The sequence below is a fragment of the Vibrio sp. 10N.261.54.A5 genome (assembly GCF_041471145.1).
GTDB lineage: Bacteria > Pseudomonadota > Gammaproteobacteria > Enterobacterales > Vibrionaceae > Vibrio > Vibrio crassostreae_C.
Map to the genome: position 1 here is coordinate 87,946 of NZ_JBFRNU010000054.1, position 22,437 is coordinate 110,382.

Sequence of the window (22,437 nt, forward strand, 5' to 3'; positions counted from 1 at the left end):
GCTTAGTGTTCTGACATGCCGTAAACAAGGCTATCATTGGCACTTGCATGATCGATAAAATCGGTATTAGCGCGCTGTTCGTGTTGGTCATAGCCATCGAAGTAACAGTCGCCAATTTCATTGCGCGGGCAAACGTGAATGTGGTCTTTGATGACCAGTTCGGTAGAGCAGCATGGGCAGTGTTTTACATGTCCAGTGAGTACCGTAGATCGATTTGGTTTCATACATCCTCCTGATAGGCACTGTAATCTGATTGCCTATTTGCACCCTAAGTTACGCAAATTAGTGTGTCGTTATGATTTCATTTTTAAGTCAATGAAAAACGATTCAGAAAGTGAATACTTAGCGGCTAATACAGATGTATGACTGAGAGAATGTAAGAAGAATCAAGCCCAGAGCAGACGCAATGGGCTTGGAATAACAGCTGAAACTTTCTATGGGCTTATGGCTGCATTGGGGTAAGCGTTAGCTGAGCGCTGTTATAACCCAGTTGCGCTAGGGCTGCAGGGTCGAAGTCAGTCAGAACCTTGATGTCACCAGCGTAGTAGGGTGTGTAATCGCCTGAAGGTGTCATGGCGTTAAATGAATCAATAGAGTGCTCGGTACCAATATCGATCATTCCAGAATATTGTGACTCCGCACTAAACTGGCCTGAAACATAGGTGTAGAAAGGACGGACACTGGCACCTGCGGCGTACTGCATGCTACTTAAACCATTGGTGTTGATTGCCCAGCTCCAATCCCACCATTTCATCTCTCCAGGAATATAACGGTGATCCCATTGGTAGCGGATATTGGCTTGATCTTCGCTGGTGGTTCCCATGGTAAAGGTGTGAGAGACCGTCGGGCGGTTTGTTGGGTGTGAGCTTAGCGCATTGCCGCTATAACGAAGGAAACCTGTGAAGTTCACGTCGTAACTCATGCTGGTTTTGATACGGTATGGGTAAGTGATGGTAGAGCGTAAGAACTCTACTTGAAAAGGAAGTACTGAGTGAGCAGGCACGGTGATGATGGCTTCCAGTTCTGTTGGTTCAAAACGAGCACCACTGTTGGTATCGGAGAAACGTTGGCCATCTTCTAGCGCTACTCTTACTTCTGTCTTTCCAACTTGTGGCCAATGAAAGGTTTCATCAATGACGACTGAATCAGCAAGGTCGAAGCGTTGGGTTTTACTCCATTGTGTGGATTGCTCAAAATGAAGGTCAACGACGATTTGTTTAGACTGATCGTCGTCATTGATTGCATAAGCCGAGACGGTTTCAATCAGTTCTTGGTCGGTCTCTGTCATAGAACCGTGTAAAAACGATGTGTTATCGAGCGTGTAAGCGAAGTTATCAACAGTGATGCTTGTCTTCTCATCACAGCGATCACCGGCACAGCTTCCATCGTTATTGCCTTTAATCTCCCAACCATTGTTAAGCGGTTTTATTGCCATGTCTTGGCCGACGTAACGCGCGCTATCGCCTCCAACCCAAGCGTAACCGAGGTTATGGGCCAAGTAACTCAGTGGCCTGATAAAGTTCGTGTTGTCGCAGACTAAGGCGCGTTGAATATCAAGGTTATTGTTCGTTTCGATAGCTTGCGCTTCGTAGTAAGGCAGGCCTGCGTCTGGGGTATTGGGGTAGCACCAAGTATTGTCACTTGGTTGTCCTTGTTTGATGAGCCCGTGGTAGCCAGACCCCATGATCACCCAGTCATTTTTAAGGCCAGCAATGTCCCACACATTCATGCGAGATAGTAGGGCGGTTTTGTGTTCTTGAGCTTCTGTATTACTGAGCGGACGATAATCGGAACGGCAGATATCTTCACCGAGGTTATCCAATACGATTTGGTCTGAATATATCTTGGCATGAGTGGCAAAAGAGATGAAACAGAGGGCAGAGCTAAATAGAACGGTTTTACTGACGTTAAGCATGAATAAGTTCCTAAATGCCATTATTTGGCTATTTTTATTAGAATCGAGTTATTAGATTTTATTGATATTATTTAAAGCCGAGGGGCTCTAGCGGGGTGTACTTTGTCATATAAAACAATGCCAAAAATACTGAAATGAATTGAAAATAAATACTTATAGATATCAGGAGGTTGTACTGATCAAATTGTTGTTTGATAAAGACTTATCTTGATGACTTCAATTAGTTTCAACAATCCAATCTATGGGTGATTAATTGTTGAACGTTTCTGTTTTTGAAGCCTCGTTATTTGGTATGTTGGCTTGGAAAATTTAGGCCAGCAAGATGGATTAGATAGGTTTATTGTTTAAAGGAGGGGGAAGTACTGAGTAAGCCAAATAAGGAGGGATGTTGTGATAAGCAAGATCGAAAAATGCAGCCAACAACCGTTCGATTGCTGCTGCATTTTTTATTGTTCGAGTTAACTTAATTGGAAGAGATTAAGCATCACCTGGTTTTTCGCGTTTGCTGTTCCAACCCATAAAGTTGTAAATGTTGTAACGAGCAAAGCCAATCTGTTCATGCAAAGCAAAATCTGTGACCGCAAAGTTGTACCACAATGGCAACCATGAAATTTGAGCAGCCATATAGTCGGCTCTTACTGGAATAACATTCAAGCCGAAGTGGTTGAAGTAGAGCTCGCTACGACGAATATGTAGGCCAGATGAAACCAACACAATGTTGTCGAATTTATGATGCTTCATTAGGTCACTAGTGAGCTGAGCGTTCTTCCAAGTGTTGACGCTATTTGGCTCTTGAATGATGTCACCCATCGGAACGCCAAGTCTCAGCAATTGTTGCTGATAAACTTCTGCTTCGGCAACACCGTTATTTTGTGCATCGCCACCACTGATGATCACTTTGCATGTGGTTTGGGTTTTGGCGCAATCTTTATATTGGCTGGCGGTTTCACTGATTCGGCCAAAAGAGAAAAAGGCTGGCTCGAACTCTTGCGTGCTTTTAATTAACTGCGTTCCCGCACCCAGAAGAACAATGGCGTTATTGTCAGACCATTGGATATCAGGCTTATTTTCGTAATCGGCTTGCAGATCGTTCAGTAAATAACGAGGAATTAAACCTGAACCAATCAGCACAAATGACGATATAAGAACAAGAGATAAAAACAGAGAGGTTTTTCGCCACTGAAGTAAACGTGTAAAGCCTACGAATAGCAGAAGAAGTAATAATATAATAAAGCTCATGAGGATCCTGTTATCGAACTGGTGCCAAGATGATGTGACATACTGAAGCGGTGCATCATATATCAGTTATGTTAATCATTCATAGGTAACTCATTGTATTATTGAACAAATGCACGATTTCTTTCTATCAAGAACAATCATCGATGAGAGCATTCGAAAAATCGCTTTATTATTGTTCGATAATCCCATTTTAAATATAGGCATATAAATCAAGAGGGTTATTTAAACCTTATTTCGTGTTATTTGATTTATCTGTTCATCGGTTTCCGTTTCTTCAACTCGTTAACTCAGCTTTCATATTCTTAAACTACCAAATCTTCAAGCTCTTAAATGATCGAGCTCTCCAGTTTTCAAGATCTTAAACTATCAAGCTCTCAAGTTTTCAAAGTAATGCTGAACAAATTTAACGAACACTTGGTGTTTCTTTGCCGGATAAATAACTTGCGGATAGAACAGATAAATACTGTTGCCTTGTTGCAGACATTCATCAGGCAGCACTCGCTCTAATTCTCCCAGTTCGACCTCTTTCTCAACGTAGTAACTTGCAATACGGATGATGCCACTGCCTGCCATAGCTTGTTGCTTAAGCAGGTGGTTGTCATTACTTGAAAGCCAGCCGGACACATCAATATTTACCGATTTTAAAGGCCACTCGGTTTGGTTCAGAGTTGCTAAGCATTGATGATCACTTAAGTCACTCACATTGGTAGGGCGACCAAATTGGTTAAGATAACCGGGAGTCGCGACTAAATCATGTTGATAGCTAATCAAGTGTTTCGCCACCATGTTGTCAGGTGGCGTATTGGTGGCACGAAACGCGATATCGATATCATCTTGATTGAGATTAAAGTTGGTGTAGCTACTGTTTATCTCGAAACGAATCTCAGGGTATTGCTGCCTAAACTGTTGGCAGATATCGAATAGATATACCTCAGTAAACATCTTTGGCGCAGTGAGGCGTAATAGGCCTTTGACGATGTCGTGTTGCTCAGAAACACTGCGTTCAAGCTGTAAGACTTGCGAGCGAATCGTTAAGCCTTGTTGTAACGCGCGTTCGCCTTCTTGGGTTAAACGAACACTGCGAGTGGTTCTGACCAAAAGCGGGCACTGTAAATCGTTCTCTAAACGTTTGATCTGTTCAGAAAGGTAGCTCTTAGAGATACCGAGCTTTTCGGCTGCCTTGGTAAAGTTGAGTTGCTGAGCAAGTTCTACAAACAGGATCAGTCGTTCTATTCTTTTGTGTTCGTTCATTCGCGCGTTCCTACCAATCTATTGTTCGTCATATCAAACAATCATTTCGTAACTAGCATATTCTGTTTTTTAAAAAGAACAATATGATAGAAGCATATTTCTGGTCAGCAAATCTTCTAAGCGAGAATCGATATGACGAACAGCACTGAATCTACAAACAAAACGAATGACAAAAAACGTATCCCATTATCAAATTATCTACCGAATGTTGGGCAAATTGCCTATGGCTGCATGGGGTTAGGTGGTGGCTGGAATGATAATCCAGTGACGAGTGCGGATGTTGCTCAAACACGAAGCGTAATCGGCACCGCACTAGAATCGGGCATTAACTTATTCGACCATGCGGATATCTATACCTTCAGCAAAGCTGAGCAAGCCTTTGGTCAAGCATTACAACAAGCGCCTGATCTGCGTGAACAGATGTTCATTCAATCTAAGTGTGGGATTCGTTTTGAAGGCGAGGGCAATGTTGGTCGTTATGATTTCTCGGCTGATTGGGTAGGCCAATCGGTAGACGGTATTCTCAATCGATTGAATACTGAAAAGCTTGATGTGCTGTTATTGCACCGCCCTGATCCTTTGATGGAACTCGATGAGCTAGCAAGAACGTTAGAGAACTTAAAAGCGCAAGGTAAGGTCGATTATTTTGGTGTGTCGAACATGAACTGCCATCAAATTCAGTACCTGCAATCTGCGCTTGGGCAACCCATCGTCGCGAATCAAGTTGAGATGAGCTTAGCCAAATTGGATTGGTTGAATGATGGGGTGATGATTAACTCGCAAGGGCACCATCAATCAGACTTCGCCGCAGGCACTCTTGAACATTGCCAATTGAATAACATCCAACTGCAAGCTTGGGGCTGTTTGGCACAAGGCCGATTTGCTGAGCAAGGTTTGTATTCAGAACATGAAAACGTGAAAAAGACAGCGCACTACGTGGCTCAGTTAGCGAACCAATATGGCGTAGAAAGTGAAGCGATTGTGTTGGCATTTTTGCTTCGTCACCCTGCTCGTATCCAACCTGTAATTGGCACCACAAATCTAGAGCGAATCAAAGCTTCGGCAGTCGCGACTCAGATAAACCTGTCTCGTGAAGAGTGGTACAACCTATACGTGTACTCACGTGGTCAAGCACTGCCATAAGGAATGAATATGTTGAATCAAAAGATCGCGCAACAACTGGTGTCTAACGCTCTAGACATTGCTGAGCGTAATCAACAAGCAATCGCGGTGAGCGTGTGTGATACGCACGGTGAGTTACTGGCGTTTATTCGCATGGATAATGTGAGTGTTCAAGCCGGATTGTTAGCACAGAACAAAGCTTATACATCTGCAAGAGATAGACAGCCAAGCGGTAACTTAGGTGCTTGGGCGAGAGAAACTGGTAAAGACTTAAGTTACTGGACTGACCCAAAGATCACTGGCTTTAAAGGCGGTGTTCCCATTGAATTAAATGGGCAGGTGATTGGCGCTATTGGTGTCAGCGGATTAAGTGAAGACGACGATGAAGCACTTGCCGAAAAAGTCATTCAACTTGTGTTCTAAGCTGTTGCTCGTGAAGTAATGGAAGTTAGAAGTAACAGATAATAAAAAACCGATGCATGTGCATCGGTTTTTTTGTTTAACGAGACTCAAGTGCTTGAATCAATCGAACCCATTAAGCGTTCGCTTGTTCCAGATCTTGTTGCTTGTCTTTCTTGCCTAATAGGCGGCTTGTGATCGTACCGGCTGTCATAGCACCAGATACGTTAAGCGCCGTACGTGCCATATCGATAAGTGGCTCGATAGAGATAAGCAGTGCTGCAATCGTTACAGGAAGGCCCATAGCAGGAAGTACGATAAGCGCCGCGAACGTTGCACCGCCACCTACGCCAGCAATACCGAATGAGCTCACTGTGATAATAGCAATCAGAGACAGAATGAAGTTGATGTCCATTGGGTCGATGCCAACTGTAGGCGCAACCATGACTGCTAGCATTGCAGGGTAGATACCCGCACAACCGTTTTGACCAATCGTCGCACCGAAAGAGGCAGACAGGTTAGCAATCGCTGGTGGCACGTTTAGCTTAGTGATTTGAGCTTCAACGTTCAGTGGAATTGTTGCTGCAGAACTACGAGACGTGAAAGCGAACGTCAGTACAGGCCAGATCTTTTGGAAGTACTCTTTCGGGTTTACACCAACAAAAGAAACCAACACACCGTGTACGACGAACATCAGTAGAATCGCAACGTAAGATGCAACGATGAAACCCAGTAGGCTGAGGATGTCAGAAGCACTTGATGTTGCAACTACCTTCGCCATTAACGCTGCGATGCCGTATGGCGTTAGTGCCATGATCATCTTAACTAAGCGCATAACGATAGATTGTGACGCTTCAACGAAAGTACGGATTGGAGATTCTAGTTCTTCTTTCTCTGCCATCACTTTACGAGCAGCGATGCCCGTTAGCACACCAAAGATAACAACCGCGATGATAGACGTAGAGCGAGCCCCCGTTAGGTCTGCAAATGGGTTAGTCGGAATAAAGCTGATCAGCATTTGTGGAATTGTTAGGTCTGAAACGCTACCGATGCGGCTTTCAAGTGTTGCGATACGTGCTGTTTCGCGAGCGCCTTCTGTTAAACCTTCAGCAGACAGGCCGAATGCTTGCGTTACAACAATACCAACAATCGCAGAAATCGCGGTTGTTGCTAACAGTACAGAAATGGTGATACCAGAAATCTTGCCCAGTGAGCCGCCTTTTTCAAGCTTCACTACTGCTGCAATCATTGAAACCAATACTAATGGCATGATCACCATTTTCAGTAGGCCAACATAACCACGGCCAACAATATTTACCCAGTCTAGTGTTTCGTTGATGACCGGATTGCCTTCACCAAATAACAGCTGTAGACCAAGACCAAATGCGCTACCAAATACTAAACCGAGTAAAACGAGGCGAGAAAGTGTGTTTTCTTTTTTCTGCTGTCCGTAGAGAAAAAAGAGGATACCAGTGAATACCGCTAAGGCAGCGATAGCTGAAAATGACATTTGTTTTCCTTATGAATCTCTTTAAATCGATAGGGCGCTTAGATATATGGGCGCAAATACTGTTAGCTACAGTAGCGACCTGTAACAAAACGTAAAATAAGGAAAAGTAATTTATTAGAACGATTAGTAATATCCACTCAATAGGATGGGTGGATATTCAACATTGTGATGAATAGGTGAGCTTTTTAGCGATATTTTGCCAATAAATTGAGCATGTCACTTGACGAGTAAATTTCGATATTTTGGAAATTATTTTCGAATAACCGGAACAACATTGCTTTGGCTACGTCTTCCGACTGAATAGGGCGTAGGTTTTTGAACTTACCAAGCATAAATGGAGACAGCAGAGGAAAGACACTTTGCAGGAGTTTTTCATCAGCTCTAGGTTCATCACGCTCACCCACCAGAGGCCCAGGGCGTGCGATGAAAAGCTGCTTGAAGCCAATACGTTTTAAATTTTGTTCCATTTGTCCTTTACAGCGAAGGTAGTGCGAATAGGAATCTGGTGAAGCGCCATAGCTAGAAACGACCGCTACGCGTTGAACCCCAAGAAACTTCATCGACTGTGCGACTTGGCTAACCAGTTCCACATCGATTTTGCGAAGCGCTTCTTTTGATCCTGCCTTTTTCTTAGTCGTACCTAAGCAGATAACGCCAAGATTAGGCGTCGCATTCGTGTCATCCCAACTGGTAACTTGCAGGTCGCTGTGAATGAGTGTGTGGAGCTTGTTGGAATCAAACTGTGAATCTAACGCTCGGCGAGATAGGGCATAGATATGATCAACGGCGGGTTCATCGATGAGCAACTTCATCACATGATGACCAATTAACCCGGTTGCACCAGCCACCACGACCGATGTTTTGTCTCCAGAAATGCTCATTTTAATCCCTTCTTCACTCCACAAGTGCTTGTTTAATATAAACAGTGTTTGAATTTTAAGCGAATAAAAGTTTGTTAAACGAGTGGTCAGTAGTATGTGGGGAGTCGCCTGTTTATGGAAAAAGAGATGATTTAGTTTGGCTCGACGCATAAGTACGGTCTGAAGCATAAGTACGATATGAAACATAATGGCGGTGGGAAAGATAAATGCGGTTTGAAACTTAAGTTAGGCGTTAAACATAACAAAGCCCGCTGGGCGACGGGCTTTGTTACTTTTCTGCTTCTTACTAGGTAAAGGACAGTGGGATTTTCCTTACCTTTTTGCTAGCTTTCTTACTTGATTTATTTGGTTTTCTTTTACTTGAATTTGGAATCATTACACCTCCTAAATCGTTGTTCTGTTTTGTCTTTCAATCGATTGTCTTTCTTCGTGTAGCGTCAGTGTTGTGGGCATTCACTGTATGGGTACTTATCAATGGAGAGATTAATAAGTAATTTAGATAAGGCATAAACGATGCCAAAATGTAAGTTATTGATAAATCTATTATCAGTCTTATTTGTGTTTTAGGGTTCGTCAATTTGACTGTCAATCTGAGAAAAAACCAGTGTGATCTGTTTAAATTAAGAACACTCTCTGCGGTTTCTGCCACATAGCCATAGATACAGACTTGCTTAACACGTAAACTGAGTCGTAATTCACATAGACCAAGGACGTGCTATGAACCTCAAGCTTGATACTCTTGCTCCCACTCAGATTTATCACCTGATGACACAAACCGTTGTTCCTCGCCCGATTGCGTGGGTATTGACGGAATCTTCTGAACAAGAGTACAACCTAGCGCCTTTCTCTTATTTCACGCCTGTTTCCAGCAATCCGCCGTTACTGATGTTATCGGTTGGGAAGAAGCCGTCCGGCGAAATCAAAGATACCACTCGTAATGCCCTAGAAACGGGTAAGCTAGTGATTCACATTGCTTCTTCAAGTTCTGCCGAAACCATGACGGCGACAGCAGCTACCCTTGAACATGGTGATTCGGAAGTCACCGCGAATAACATTGAGCTGGTTGAATTTGAAGGCTTCTCTTTACCGAGAGTGAAAGAGTGCGCGGTCGCTTTTGGCTGCACCTTATACGAAGTAAAAGAGGTTGGAGAGGTGCCACAAAGCCTCATCTTTGCTCAAGTCGAAACCGTGTATATTTCCGAAGAAGTGATCGATAAAGAGAGTGAACGTCTTAAGATTGATGCGTTGGCATTGGACCCTTTGTCTCGCCTTGGTGGCGGTGAATACACGACGCTTTCCAATGTGTTTTCTGTCGCACGCCCTAAGTAACAATCCTTAAGTAGCAGTCCCTAAATCAAAGTACCCAGAATAAGCGTTTTTAAAAACTATGTTAGATACCCAATACTCGCAGTACATCCAACACCGAATTGACCAAAAAACCAAGCCACTTGGCGCACTTGGCTTACTAGAAAAAGTCGCACATCAACTGGCTTTGATTCAGAGCCAAGGCAAAGAAGCTGCGGTTGAACACATCGAATTGAATAAGCCAAGTATCATCATTTTTGCTGGCGACCATGGCATTGCTGACGAAGGCGTGAGTATTGCTCCAAGCGCGGTAACACAACAGATGGTGTTGAACTTCTTAAGCGATGGCGCGGCGATCAATTGCTTCTGTGCGGTGAATAATATCGATATCACGGTAGTCGACACGGGGATATTGTTGCCTGTGGAATCAGACAGTGACATGTTGATCTCTCAGCGTTTGGGTACGCGAACCAATAACTTTGCCAATGAAGCGGCAATGAGTTTAGAAACGGTTGAACGTGGGATTGAACTGGGTACAGATCTTGTATCTAAAACCATTTCGAATGGCACCAATATCATCATGTTTGGTGAAATGGGTATCGGAAATACCAGCAGCGCATCAGCGATCTTAAGTGCATTAGCGAATCGTGCTGCAGCGGAGTGTGTTGGCCTAGGCACTGGCATCAACAATGAACAGCTTGCACGTAAAGTGGCTGTGGTTGAGCAAGGTGTCGCGCGTTGCAAAGGTTTAGATGCGAATGAAGTTAAAGATATTAAAGAGGTACTCGCACAAGTCGGTGGCTATGAAATCGTTCAAATGGTCGGTGCTTTCCTTGGCGCTTACCAAAACAAAACCCCAGTATTAGTCGATGGCTTTATCGTGTCGGTTGCGGCGTATGTCGCGACTTTAATTGAACCGAGTTGCCGAGACTATATGATCTTCGCCCATCGCTCTGAAGAGTCAGGACACAAAATTCTGTTAGAGCTGCTCGACGCTGAGCCACTGCTCGATCTTGGATTGAGATTAGGCGAGGGCACAGGTGCTGCGCTAGCTATGCCAATCATTCGTGCGGCAGCCGAGTTCTATAACAACATGGCGAGCTTCGAAAGTGCTGGAGTCACGGTTTAATGAGTGATGCACCAGAAAGATCGTTGAAAGATCGAGTTACTTATCAGTGGGAGCTTTTTGCGCTGGCGATGGGTTTCTTTTCTCGCTTGCCAATGCCGAAAAACACGCCCTATTCTACAGAGCGAATGAACCGTTCTGGTCGCTACTTTTCAACGGTTGGTTTGTTGCTTGGTGTTCTGTGTGGCGGTGTGTTCTTGCTACTTGATGTGGTACTGCCGAGTGCAGTAGCGATCTTTTTGATGATGAGTTTTAGCCTGATGCTCACTGGCGCATTCCATGAAGATGGTTTGACTGATATGGCCGATGGCATTGGTGGCGGCATGACCCTAGAACGCCGTTTGACCATCATGAAAGACAGTCGAATCGGTACTTATGGTGCGTCTGCTCTGATTATGGCTCTGCTTGGCAAGTGGGTGCTGTTGAATGAACTCATAAGCATGACGGGACTGTTTATGGTAATCGTGACCAGTTATACCTTTAGCCGCGCGATTGCTGCATCGCTAATTTACGACGTGCCTTATGTCAGTGATTTAGATACCAGTAAAAGTAAACCATTGGCCAACAAGCAAACCAAAGGCGAACTTGTCTTCTTGTTGCTGGTAGGCGTGCTGCCTAGCCTGTGGTTTGGTCTTGAATTCGCTTTGGTTTTATCTGTCGTCGCCTATCTGTTCAGAACAGGTTTTAAAACGTGGTTAACGGCTCGAATTGGCGGCTTTACTGGGGACTGCTTGGGTGCGGCTCAACAGTTAATGGAGTTGCTGACTTACCTTGTATTCATTACTGCATTTTACAATGGCTTTCTATAACGGCTTCCTATGACCAACACGAATGAAACTATTCAAGCTAATCAAATTAATCAAGCAAGTCAGCGAAACAGCCATTTGGTATTGGGCGGGGCTCGTTCTGGTAAGTCTAGTTTTGCAGAGCAACAAGCATTATGTGCGCTTGAAGCATGTTCAAATGGACGCCTCAATTATATTGCGACAGCGACATATCTTGATGATGAAATGCGAGAACGAATCGCGCACCATCAACAACGTCGTGGCGAGCAGTGGATTGAGCATGAAGTACCCGTCGAATTAGCCGAAAAACTGCAGTCTTTTGAGAAAGAAGATGTGGTATTGATTGATTGTCTAACCTTGTGGTTGAACAACATCATCTTTGAACTGGGTGATGACGCAACTAATGAACAGGTTGAAGCCGTGGTTGAAGTATTGGTCAAAAGCGTCGAGCAAAGTCCGGCGCAAATTATCATGGTCTCTAACGAAGTCGGTTTAGGTGTGGTGCCGCTGGGTAAAGTGTCTCGCTTGTTTGTGGACAATGCAGGACGCATGAACCAAGCGTTAGCTCGCGTCGTTGAACGCGTTACGCTGGTTGCAGCAGGATTACCACTGAGCTTAAAACCATCTAATCACTTGCTTGATACTCAAGGCTAGGTCGCACACATGGTTAATGGAACAACTAAAAACATCTATTTATTAAGACATGGCAAGGTCGAAGGGGAGGCAGCACTTAACGGATTGTCAGACGTGTTAGTCAACCCTGATCTTCAATATCAGATCTGTGGAGCTCTCGCTAAACAAGACATTATCTTTGATAGTGTGGTTTCCTCGCCACTCAGACGATGTGGTGATCTCGCGAGCTTGTTTGCAGAGCGTATGTCAGTGCCTTTATCTGTTGCACCAGGCTTTCAGGAAATGAACTTCGGTGAAGTAGATGGTGTCCCATTTGATGAACTTGAAGACAAGTGGGAGATGCTAGAAACCTTTTGGCAAGATCCTGCTAATCATCAATTAACTGGTGCGGAAGGTTTACAGGGATTCCACGACAGAGTAACTCAAGCTTGGTCGCAACTTTTGAATGATCCAAGTGACAACATATTGTTGGTTACCCATGGTGGTGTGATTCGCATTCTGTTAGCGCATTGTCTTGATATTGATTGGAAAAATCCGAGTTTGTACTCGAAGCTATCGATAGAAAACGCGTCGATAACTCATATTCAAATCACTCAGTTTGCGCAGAGTTTTATCAGCGTTAAATCAATAGGGCTACCTGTTCTCTGAGTGTTAAAAATACACGGTTTTAAGAATTAACAATCTATTAGAACTGTAAATAGAAATAGAAATAGAAATAGAAACAGAAATATAAATAGAAGTATAAAGCGGCGTTTACAGCCGCTATGCCAGATTGGTATTACTACCTACGTGAAAGGAATTTAGTCATGACAACACCGAGTTGGGATCTAAGCATTGCTTATCGCGATCTTAATGATGCAAAAATCGAACAGGACATTGAACTCATTCAACAATGTATTGAGCTGTTGTACCTACACGTTGAAAAGCGTCATATTATCCTAGCGATGCAAAACGCCATTCAAACTTCTGAAGCGGCAGGCACGTTACTGAGCACGATCAACACCTTCGCTAATTGCCACGCATCGGTAGACGCGACGCACACAGAAGCCAAAGCACTGCTTGGTCGAGTAGCGAAGCTGAACTCTGAAATGTCTCAAGCGTTTAGCCCTTACGAAGACACGCTAATTCACGCAGAACCAGAATTTATTGATGCAGTATTAGAGCATGAGAGCGCGGATGTTGCAGGGCAACGCTTTGCTATCGAAAGCTCACGTAAGTTATCAAGCAGTCGACTCAGTGTTGCTGAAGAGCAGTTATTGGCAGCGATGAAGGTTGATGGCCGTGATGGGTGGGGGCGTTTATACGACAACCTAACCGGTTCTTTAAAACTGTCGCTAAAGCTGGACGGTGAAGACGAAGCTCTAGGTTTTTCACAAGCCGCGAGCCTGTTGTACGGCAGCGAATTCGACAAACAAGAACCAGCATGGCGTGCCGTTCAAGGTGCGATGAAAACGCATCAAGAGTCTTTTGCTTCGATCCTAAATGCCTTGGCGGGTTGGCGACTGACGGAAAACAAAAAGCGCTCGAAGATAAGCGACGTACATTTCCTAGATCCAAGCCTACACGGCAGCCGCATCGTACCTGAAACGCTAGACACCATGATGTCGGTAGCGAAAGCAAATCGAGCTGTTGGTCAGAAAGCGGGTTTGTTGATGGCAAGAGTTCACGGTCTCGATGAAATGAAACCTTGGAATCATTTAGCAGCCATGCCACCACTTGGTGACGCTGAATCTAAGGTTTACCCATTTGATGAAGCGATCGAAGTGATTAAAACCGCCTTCGCTGAAGTAAATCCAGAGATGGCTGATTTCGTCGCATTAATGGTTGAGAACGGTTGGATTGATGCCGCTCCAGCAGCCAATAAACGTTTAGGTGCGTACTGCACTAAATTTGCTGCGACACGCACCCCGCTTGTGTTCATGACATGGAGTGGTAGCCGCTCAGACTTAATGACATTAGCGCACGAGCTAGGCCACGCGTTCCACAACTGGGTGATGAAAGACATGCCGTTGTGTCAAACACGCTACCCAATGACGCTAGCAGAAACCGCTTCGATCTTTGCTGAAAATATCGTTCGTGACCACCTATTGAAGCAAGCACAAACACGTAATGAGAAACTTGAAATGCTGTGGGAAGAGCTTTCTTCTTCTTTGGCATTAATGGTGAACATTCCCGTTCGTTTTGAGTTTGAGAAAGCCTTCTACGAGCAGCGTGAAAAAGGCGATCTCACGGCTCAGCAGCTGTGTGACCTGATGGAAACCACTTGGAAAGAGTGGTACGGCGAGGCAATGACAGAAGCTGACCCTTATTTCTGGGCGAGTAAATTGCACTTCAGCATCTCTCAAGTAAGCTTCTACAACTACCCATACCTGTTCGGCTACCTATTCAGTAAAGGTGTTTACGCTCAGCGCGATGCGAAAGGCGAGCAATTCTACGGCGATTACGTTTCGTTGCTTCGTGATACGGGCAGCATGATGGCGGAAGAAGTCGTTCAAAAGCACTTAGGAATGGACCTGACCCAAGCGGATTTTTGGCAACAAAGCATCGACATGGTCAAAGTTCAAATCGATGAATTTGAAAGATTGCTCGATCAGGAAGATTAATTGATCTCAATCTGTTCATGGCAGGTAAGAGCTGTGTTAGCTTACGTGGCTCTTATCTTGCTGACATGACTTGAGAAAAGCTGAGACAGCCAAAAGTTGCTTTAAATAGAGAGAGTTATTTGGAACAGATGTCGGTTAGTAAAGTCAGCAGGTAATATAAAAATATATGGGTAGTATTTGTGAGTGATAACGGAGTTTCTGTTGATAAGTGCGATCCTAGCAACACAATTTCTATGTACAATTTATTAACATACGGCCGTGCAATTAAGGAGTAACGCATGACGAAGACCCTCTTTCGCCAATCATTTCTTTTTGACAGCCTAGATCTTGAGCAAGAAGTGGTTGCAGGACAGACCGTACTGAGTAACGGTGTTCAAATTAAGCTTCATCAACGCGGTGTATTGGAAGTGATTCCCGCGGAGTATAATTCTGAAACCAAGAACATCATCTTTTCAACAGGTGTTCATGGCGACGAAACTTCACCAATGGAGCTGATTGATAAGCTCATTGAGGATATTGAAACAGGCTTCCAAGTCGTGACAGCAAGGTGTTTGTTCATCATTGCTCACCCAGAAGCAACCAACGCGCATACTCGTTTTCTTGATGTGAATATGAACCGTCTGTTTGATGAAAAACAGCACGATAGTAATCGAGAAGTGGATATCGCGAAGAACCTTAAGTACTTGGTTACTGAGTTTTACAAGGAAACGGTACCTGCGACTCGTTGGCATTTAGATCTGCACTGTGCGATCCGTTTGTCTAAGCATTACTCTTTCGCCGTAAGCCCTAAGGTTCGCCACGAAGTTCGCAGTAAAGCTTTGTTCGATTTCATCAACAGCGCTCACGTTGAAGCTGTGCTGCTATCGAATGCGCCAACGAGCACTTTCAGTTGGTACAGCGCTGAAAACTTCGAAGCCCAAGCACTGACAATGGAGCTAGGGCAGGTAGCACGAATTGGTGAGAACCAACTTGATAAGTTAACGGCTTTTGACTTGGCGATGCGTAACTTGATTGCTGAAGTTGAGCCAGAGCATTTACCTAAGCGAACCATCACTTATCGCGTGAGCAGAACCATTGTTCGTTTACATGATGACTTCGATTTCATGTTCTCAGATTCTGTAGAGAACTTTACCGCGTTCAAGCACGGTGAAGTATTCGGTCATGATGGTGATAAACCGTTAATGGCTAAGAATGAAAACGAAGCGGTGGTGTTCCCTAATCGTAATGTTGCTATCGGTCAACGAGCAGCCTTAATGGTGTGTGAAGTTGAAACGCGATTCGACCATGGTCAGCTTGTGTACGATTAATATCGACTCGGGTTTAAACGACGAAAACAACCGCTCAACTGGTTGAAATATCAAGGTTCACATTACGGTGTGAGCCTTGAGTTTATTTGGGGATGCAGGTAAGGTTACGCGAACATTTTCAAAGTAGCTTGATATGGATTTCCAACAACTTCTTCACCAAAAACAGCGCAAATGGACTAGAGCCATTTATCTGATGGCAGCACTGCTTGTCGCGCTGAGTGCGATTTACCTAATGGTTGGCGATCTTTTCATTTCCCCTCTGGGCACATTGTCCACGTTAGAACAAAAACTACTGATTGATTTACGCTTACCTCGACTATTGGCGGCCATTGCTATCGGGGCAGGGTTAGCCGTATCTGGCGCAAGTTTACAAGTCTTATTGGGTAACGTATTAGCAGAGCCCGGTGTGCTCGGCATTTCTGGTGGTGCAAGTTTGGCTATGGTTATCGTGCTGTTCTTCTTGCCGTTTGCTCCCACACCAGAACTGTTCATGATTGCCGCCGTTTTAGGCTCGCTCTGTTTCACCGTGATACTGGTGAGCATGGTAAAAACGATGCGACTCACCACGGCTAAATTACTGCTAGTGGGTGTCGCGTTAGGCATTCTTTCTGGCGCGATGGTGACATGGGCGTTCTATTTTAGTGATGACTTAAGTCTACGCTTATTGATGTATTGGCTGATGGGCAGCTTAGGTGGCGTCACTTGGTATCAACACTCGCTCACGTTGGTGATGATCCCCGTGATTATTTGGCTGTGCCTGCAAGGTAGTAAGCTAGATAAGTTAATGATTGGCGAAACGCATGCCGCACAGTTAGGCGTAAACGTACCGAGATTGCGCTGGCGTCTAATTTTCGCCGTGTCTATTTTAGTCGGCTGCGCGGTAGCTTTAGGTGGCGTGATCAGCTTTGTTGGCTTGGTTGTGCCACACTTATTGCGTTTAGCGATTGGTACTGATAACAAATACCTTCTTCCTTTGTCTGCCGTTGCTGGCGCTGCGTTGTTGGTGTTTGCTGATATCTGTGCAAGAACCTTATTAGATTCCGCAGAGCTGCCTTTGGGTGTGATGACCACCAGTATCGGTGCGCCTATCTTCATTTGGATGTTAATTAAAAATCATGATTCAAATTAAGAGCCTGAGCGTCGGCGCTCGTTTATTACCACTATCATTTGAGCTCAAGCAAGGGCAGGTGACTCACGTTATCGGCCCTAATGGCAGCGGTAAAAGTACCTTGCTCGAAGCGATATCTGGAATTGGTGATGGTTACAAAGGCGATATAAAGATCGACGGGCAGGATTTGTCGGAGCTGTCTTTACAAGATTTATCATTGCATCGTGCTTACTTGTGCCAAAGCGCAAGGCCAGCCTTCAACTTAGAAGTGTTCCAATATCTTGCATTGTCACTGCCAAGCTCCTCACACGGCCTTGATGCTGAAATCAACGCAGCTTTGGAAGAAATCAGCCAGATGCTAGACATTGCAGACAAACTTCATCGCTCAATTCAGACACTGTCTGGTGGTGAATGGCAACGCGTACGTTTGGCGGGAATGTGCCTGCAAATTTGGCCGACACTTAACCCATACGCGAAGCTGCTGATCCTCGACGAACCCGCAGCTCCGTTGGATATTGCTCAAGAAGCCTTGTTGTACAAGCTTATCGAACGAGTGGCTGAGAAGGGCATCGCCGTGATCATGGCTAACCATGATTTGAACAGAACACTAAGACACGCAGACCAAGTGTTGTTGCTCGATAAAGGTGTACTTCAAGCATCAGGCTCAGCTGATCAAGTGCTTACCCCTGAGCAGCTAGAGTCCGTGTTCAACACCGAAGTCAAAAGTATCTCAGTCGACAATCAGACCTATCTTTTGTTTGGTTAAAAGACTAATTAGTTAAGCTGCTCATTGGGTTTAAGGCGAGTTAGTAAAGGAAGCAAATATGTTTAGATACATCCAAAGAAGAAGAATCAAAAAGGTGATTAAGTCATTGTCTGCAAAGATGGTGAAGAGCTACGGAAGCCGTGATTTCTTCTCTATTGGGCAGGTTGAAACAAGTTCTCGTGAGTTGAGTAAACGCCAACAACAGATTGCTTTAGCCTTGTTTGCGGATCCACAAGATCTTGCTGTTGAATTAGCTCCAACTATTCAGTTGCTGCGTAATGATGTGTCTAATGACTTCTTTGGCGGAGAAGACTACACAGCGCGAGATGTACTTAATCTATTGGGTGGCGGCGGTTGGAAGGGCGGTCGTATGGACGATGACATGTCACATCGCATGGGCATGCATAGCCGTTATTAAATATCTTCTTACTACCTAACGCCTTTATATCCCCAAAGCGGCTTAATCATAAAGCCGCTTTTTTATTCATTCCGAATAATGTTCCCTCAATCAACATAGAATACTGAAATGTCATAATTCGAAGCAACATCATCTATCTACAACGCATTTGTTTGAGTTGTGTGATGCTGATTCCTATCAATATAAAACCCGCTGTTATTGATAAAATTGACGTATATATTTTTCGTTGTTCTTTAAGTCAGAAACTATAAACCTTCGAATTACAGTGCTGGTTGGTTAGTAACCAATTGGTTTTGTGTTTAGGGTAAAATAATAGAGAGTGGGAAAGTGACAACAATAAATAATAATATTCTAAAAATAGCAGTGGGTATGGCTATGCTATCGAGTGTGCCGTCAGTGGCAAATGCTCATGGTTGGTCTGAGTTTCCAAGCGCGCGTCAGAACACGTGTTACGAGCAAGGCGGGATTTGGTCGGGTACACCACCTAATGCTGCGTGTGCTCAAGCAAAAGACATTTCGGGTTCATACCCGTTTGTTCAACGTAACGAGTACGCGAAAAATATCCAAGATTTCAACAACATCAATGCTGTAAAAGCGGCGATTCCTGACGGCACGTTATGTTACGCCAATGATTCGCAAAAACGCGGCATGGGTGCACCTCATACAGGCTGGACTCGTACCGAGCTAAATACTGGTACATTTGAATATGTATTCAACGCGACTGCACCACACAACCCGTCATTCTGGGAATTCTACCTAACGAAACCAAACGCAGACCTGAGCAAAGGCCTAGCGTGGGGAGACTTAGATCTTATCCAAGAAGAGGGTAACGTTCCGGTTAATGGCGGTAAGTACCGCATTAATGTCACTATTCCTTCTGACCGCTCTGGCGATGCGATTCTATTCGTTCGCTGGCAGCGTAATGATGCTGCGGGCGAAGGCTTCTATAACTGTTCTGACATCACTATCGCAGGTGGTACAACCCCTCCACCAGAGCCGGGTCCAGAGCCTGATCTAGTGCGTGGCGACCTATTCATTTCAGAAGGTTTTGGAACTCCACAAGCTGGCGACACCGTTAAGTACGATATCATCAACAAGTATGGTGAAGTAGCGCGAAGCTTCGACATCGTCATTGATGCTTCAAACGTTAACGATTGGGCTCGTTTGTTAGCTTCAGAAATTAATGGCTGGCACGAAGAGTTTAAAGATGGCGCGATCTTCATTGGTGACTGGCATGCTGAAATGCAGCACTACATGTACTTCCAAAACGATCCTTCACGTAACTTCTTCAACTCAAAAGATAGCCGTGCTTCTGGTCAGTTAACGTTGATTGATGGTGGCGACGGTGGTGTTGAACCATTGAAAGGTGACATCTACGAGCTAGTGAAGAGTGACAATGTAGTCAATGCTGGCGATAAGGTTGTGATTGCAACAAGCGAAGCCGCGACATTGACTCAAACTCAAGGTTCTTCAGTAAGCATCCAAAATAACGGCACGGCTTCTATCGTAGTTGATACCACTGGCATCACTGCAAACGAAACTTTATCGTTTATGGCTAGCTCGATTGAAAGCGACAGTGTTGAAACCTTCACTTTTGAAGTAATTGCCGATGACGGTGGCGTGACACCAGAACCAGATCCAACGCCGGATCCTGATCCGACTCCTGACCCAGACCCTACGCCAGATCCAGGTACGTGGGACTCATCAGCGACTTACCTTGGTGGCGAAGTCGTGACTTACTCGAACCAGTCATGGAAAGCACAATGGTGGGTTCAAGGTGGTACTAACCCTAAAGCGACTTACGAAAATGACAAATGGGGCGTTTGGCGTCCAGCCAACTAATCTTAATTAGCTTTAAAGTAATAACCAAGGCACCACACTTTTTGACGAGTGTGGTGTCTTTTTTAGCGTCTGCATTTGCGGTTCTGAATGTCATCAGCCTAGAAAAAGGTGATTCAGAAACGGAGTCTTAATCGCTGGGCAGGGCTCTATAAGAAGATGATAGTTATATAGAAAACAAGAGCTATATAAAAAGACCAGAAGCGTGAGTTTCTGGTCTTTTACGTTTTGTAATGTGTTGAAGAATTATTCCAGAGTAAGGTTTTCTTTAATCTCATCGTTAAGATACCCCTGATCAAAATCTGGTGTCATGAATTCGACGAAGGAGGAGTCTAGATAGCTCGTTTCTAGATAACTCGACTCTAGATAATGGAAATCTAAGTGATCAGCACTTGCGTAGGTTGGAATTGCGGAAAACAAAACGATACTGATCGCTGCAGCGATATTAATGGCTTTGTTACGTTGAGGAGTCATTTTCATAGTAGTGCCCTCGAAAGGTGGGCAAATCCATCTGCCTATGAGAATTGAATCTGAGAAATTTAGAAGTCGTAAGACAAACCAAGTGTGATGATGCTGTCGTTGTCGATCGGGCCCATCGATTGGCCGTTCAAGTAAAGGTCACCTTCGTTGGTGTTGAAATAGGTGTATTTCACGTAGGGTGTCCAGTCGTCGATGCTCTTAGAGAGAACGACTTCGTGTTCATTGGTACGGTAGTCGCCTTGATGAAAGATTACGTTGTCATCGTTGTGGGTAAACCCGCCATTGGATCCATCACTGTTTTCGTGAGTGTATTGGTAAGCTAAATCCCAGCCTGAGAGTGAGTACCCCGCACCGGCGATGAACTTATTAGTGTTGATCGTGGTGTCGCTTACATTCTCGAGTACTTGCCCTGACTGGTTATATCCCAATCCACTGAATACATTGAAGTTATCATTGACTTGGTAATCAATAATACCTTCGATTAATAACTCTTCACCGTTGTCCCATTTACCGAGTTCACCGTATAGGTTGAACGTGAAGGACTCGCTGATGTGAAAGTCGTGGCCGTAACCCGCTGCTAACCAACCTTGGTCATCAAAACCTATATAGACTTGTCCATTTTCTGAGGTATCGATTAATGCGCCAGCTTCTGTGGTGTAGACACCGTTATCAGCAGCATTAGAGGCAACGTTTTGTTCGATGTAAACTTGAGTCGAAGTCGCAAACGCTGCGCTGCTGAGTAACGTAAGTGGTAGAGCAATAAGGTTAAGTTTTTTCATGGATTCTCCAGTGTCGTTCTATTGAATTAACTTGCTGGAGAGTATGTGATTAAACTGAATTTATATTAATAGGGTTAACTTTAGTTAAAACCTCAGTTTCATTTATGTTTCCTTAATGCTGATTTGATTGCTTCACGGGTTTTGATGTGCTGTTCGTCTTTAGCGTAGCGGCGGTGATAGAGCATTCGAAACGTGATCGGTCTTAATTTGATGGGGATAGGGTGAACGCGTAAGCCAAGCGCCGGTGCGAGCATTTCTGCAAAAGAACGAGTAGAAGCGGCGATATAATCTGTCGTGCTTGCCAAAATCAGCATGCTTGAAATTGAGCTGGTTTCAATTCTGACTTTTCTCGGCTCGATATCGCTCTCTGATAAAAACTCGACCGTGTTCATGTTGGCGCGTTTGATCTTGAGCGCAATATGCTCCTCTTGGAAATACTCTTCTTTACTTAGTGTCTCACCAATTCGAGGGTGGTTGATTCGAGTCAGACACACGGGCTCCTCATCGACGATGGTTTCTTCAATCAATGAGTGTTTCTTACTCGAAAGTACATCAATGACGATATCCACTTTTTGTGCAGTAAGCGCATCAAACAGTTCTTCCTCTTCGAGCGGCGCTTCCGTGAAGCTTACGCCTTCAACCTGGCTAACGAAATGAAGCAAGCTCTCTGTGCAATAGACTTTAAGGTCATTCTTTTGCTGCTCAACCGTTCCAATGATGTTCAATGGGTCTTCTATCTTATTAGCGAGTGATACCGCTGCTCCAGTGGGCGCGATACCTCGTCCTTCTCTCACAAATAAAGCCTTGCCCACGACACCTTCGAGTCTCTTAATCGCCGCACTTACCGCGGGCTGAGAAATATCGAGCTGCTCTGATGCCACGGTGATAGAGCTGTGTTTGTAAACGGCCAAAAATGTCGTCAGTAGATTAAGGTCCAAATTCAGTTCCCTCTATTCTTATTGCCACTCATC

22 protein-coding genes are annotated in these 22,437 nt (G+C 44.5%); 13 read left to right on the forward strand and 9 right to left on the reverse strand.

All coding sequences use genetic code 11. The features are described from left to right. Positions 1-2: 2 nt before the first annotated feature. The 4 genes from AB4329_RS16510 to AB4329_RS16525 form a co-directional block, all read right to left on the reverse strand. A complete protein-coding gene (locus AB4329_RS16510; protein WP_017059142.1) occupies positions 3-224 on the reverse strand; it encodes a hypothetical protein in 222 nt (73 codons plus the stop codon). Between the two features lie 218 nt (positions 225-442). Next, complete coding sequence (locus tag AB4329_RS16515) at positions 443-1,915, reverse strand: aerolysin family beta-barrel pore-forming toxin (RefSeq protein WP_372138791.1); 1,473 nt, start codon at positions 1,913-1,915, stop codon at positions 443-445. 477 nt (positions 1,916-2,392) lie between these two features. Beyond that, complete coding sequence (locus AB4329_RS16520) at positions 2,393-3,154, reverse strand: YdcF family protein (RefSeq protein WP_017065514.1); 762 nt, start codon at positions 3,152-3,154, stop codon at positions 2,393-2,395. Positions 3,155-3,520: 366 nt separating this feature from the next. Next, a complete protein-coding gene (locus tag AB4329_RS16525) occupies positions 3,521-4,405 on the reverse strand; it encodes a LysR family transcriptional regulator (protein ID WP_372138792.1) in 885 nt (294 codons plus the stop codon). A 132-nt stretch (positions 4,406-4,537) separates the two neighbouring features. Here AB4329_RS16525 and AB4329_RS16530 point away from each other — a divergent pair, with 132 nt between their 5' ends. Further along, positions 4,538-5,548 (forward strand): aldo/keto reductase family oxidoreductase, encoded by a 1,011-nt coding sequence (locus tag AB4329_RS16530; protein ID WP_372138793.1) that lies wholly within the window; start codon positions 4,538-4,540, stop codon positions 5,546-5,548. A gap of 9 nt (positions 5,549-5,557) precedes the next feature. Next, positions 5,558-5,950 (forward strand): heme-binding protein, encoded by a 393-nt coding sequence (locus AB4329_RS16535; protein WP_017066157.1) that lies wholly within the window; start codon positions 5,558-5,560, stop codon positions 5,948-5,950. Positions 5,951-6,062: 112 nt separating this feature from the next. Here AB4329_RS16535 and AB4329_RS16540 read toward each other — a convergent pair whose 3' ends face one another. Next, complete coding sequence (locus AB4329_RS16540) at positions 6,063-7,436, reverse strand: L-cystine transporter (RefSeq protein ID WP_017059148.1); 1,374 nt, start codon at positions 7,434-7,436, stop codon at positions 6,063-6,065. 185 nt (positions 7,437-7,621) lie between these two features. Further along, positions 7,622-8,317 carry an NAD-dependent epimerase/dehydratase family protein gene (locus tag AB4329_RS16545; RefSeq protein WP_017059149.1) on the reverse strand — a complete coding sequence of 232 codons (696 nt, stop codon included), beginning with the start codon at positions 8,315-8,317 and terminating at the stop codon, positions 7,622-7,624. A 717-nt stretch (positions 8,318-9,034) separates the two neighbouring features. On the opposite strand from AB4329_RS16545, the gene AB4329_RS16550 reads away from it, so the two are divergent. The 11 genes from AB4329_RS16550 (at position 9,035) to AB4329_RS16600 (ending at position 20,210) form a co-directional block, all read left to right on the forward strand. Continuing rightward, on the forward strand, positions 9,035-9,646 hold the full coding sequence (locus tag AB4329_RS16550; RefSeq protein ID WP_372104406.1) for a flavin reductase family protein: 612 nt from the start codon (positions 9,035-9,037) through the stop codon (positions 9,644-9,646). 58 nt (positions 9,647-9,704) lie between these two features. Continuing rightward, positions 9,705-10,751 carry a nicotinate-nucleotide--dimethylbenzimidazole phosphoribosyltransferase gene (cobT, locus tag AB4329_RS16555; protein ID WP_017065520.1) on the forward strand — a complete coding sequence of 349 codons (1,047 nt, stop codon included), beginning with the start codon at positions 9,705-9,707 and terminating at the stop codon, positions 10,749-10,751. Continuing rightward, positions 10,751-11,557 carry an adenosylcobinamide-GDP ribazoletransferase gene (locus AB4329_RS16560; RefSeq protein WP_372138795.1) on the forward strand — a complete coding sequence of 269 codons (807 nt, stop codon included), beginning with the start codon at positions 10,751-10,753 and terminating at the stop codon, positions 11,555-11,557. Before cobT ends, AB4329_RS16560 begins: the two co-directional genes overlap by 1 nt. A gap of 9 nt (positions 11,558-11,566) precedes the next feature. Next, complete coding sequence (gene cobU / locus AB4329_RS16565; protein WP_372138797.1) at positions 11,567-12,187, forward strand: bifunctional adenosylcobinamide kinase/adenosylcobinamide-phosphate guanylyltransferase; 621 nt, start codon at positions 11,567-11,569, stop codon at positions 12,185-12,187. 9 nt (positions 12,188-12,196) lie between these two features. Further along, a complete protein-coding gene (locus tag AB4329_RS16570) occupies positions 12,197-12,814 on the forward strand; it encodes a histidine phosphatase family protein (protein WP_372138798.1) in 618 nt (205 codons plus the stop codon). A gap of 158 nt (positions 12,815-12,972) precedes the next feature. After that, positions 12,973-14,769: a M3 family oligoendopeptidase gene (locus AB4329_RS16575; protein WP_372138799.1), complete on the forward strand. Its 1,797-nt coding sequence runs from the start codon at positions 12,973-12,975 to the stop codon at positions 14,767-14,769. A gap of 278 nt (positions 14,770-15,047) precedes the next feature. Beyond that, complete coding sequence (locus AB4329_RS16580) at positions 15,048-16,076, forward strand: succinylglutamate desuccinylase (RefSeq protein WP_372138801.1); 1,029 nt, start codon at positions 15,048-15,050, stop codon at positions 16,074-16,076. A 133-nt stretch (positions 16,077-16,209) separates the two neighbouring features. Further along, positions 16,210-17,205: a vitamin B12 ABC transporter permease BtuC gene (gene btuC, locus AB4329_RS16585; RefSeq protein WP_017096955.1), complete on the forward strand. Its 996-nt coding sequence runs from the start codon at positions 16,210-16,212 to the stop codon at positions 17,203-17,205. Beyond that, positions 17,192-17,950: a vitamin B12 ABC transporter ATP-binding protein BtuD gene (gene btuD / locus AB4329_RS16590; RefSeq protein WP_136978782.1), complete on the forward strand. Its 759-nt coding sequence runs from the start codon at positions 17,192-17,194 to the stop codon at positions 17,948-17,950. The genes btuC and btuD overlap by 14 nt, the downstream gene beginning before the upstream one ends. A gap of 58 nt (positions 17,951-18,008) precedes the next feature. After that, positions 18,009-18,368: a DUF6559 family protein gene (locus AB4329_RS16595; protein ID WP_017066163.1), complete on the forward strand. Its 360-nt coding sequence runs from the start codon at positions 18,009-18,011 to the stop codon at positions 18,366-18,368. A gap of 375 nt (positions 18,369-18,743) precedes the next feature. Then, positions 18,744-20,210, forward strand: coding sequence for a lytic polysaccharide monooxygenase (locus AB4329_RS16600; RefSeq protein ID WP_372138831.1), 1,467 nt, complete (start codon positions 18,744-18,746; stop codon positions 20,208-20,210). 243 nt (positions 20,211-20,453) lie between these two features. On the opposite strand, the gene AB4329_RS16605 is transcribed toward AB4329_RS16600, so the two are convergent. From AB4329_RS16605 to AB4329_RS16615, 3 genes are all read right to left on the reverse strand, one after another. Continuing rightward, positions 20,454-20,687, reverse strand: a complete 234-nt coding sequence (locus tag AB4329_RS16605; RefSeq protein ID WP_102494755.1) for a hypothetical protein — start codon at positions 20,685-20,687, stop codon at positions 20,454-20,456. 59 nt (positions 20,688-20,746) lie between these two features. Continuing rightward, positions 20,747-21,466 carry a hypothetical protein gene (locus AB4329_RS16610; RefSeq protein ID WP_102333261.1) on the reverse strand — a complete coding sequence of 240 codons (720 nt, stop codon included), beginning with the start codon at positions 21,464-21,466 and terminating at the stop codon, positions 20,747-20,749. A gap of 98 nt (positions 21,467-21,564) precedes the next feature. Beyond that, positions 21,565-22,404 (reverse strand): LysR family transcriptional regulator, encoded by an 840-nt coding sequence (locus AB4329_RS16615; RefSeq protein WP_017068280.1) that lies wholly within the window; start codon positions 22,402-22,404, stop codon positions 21,565-21,567. Positions 22,405-22,437 lie beyond the last annotated feature (33 nt).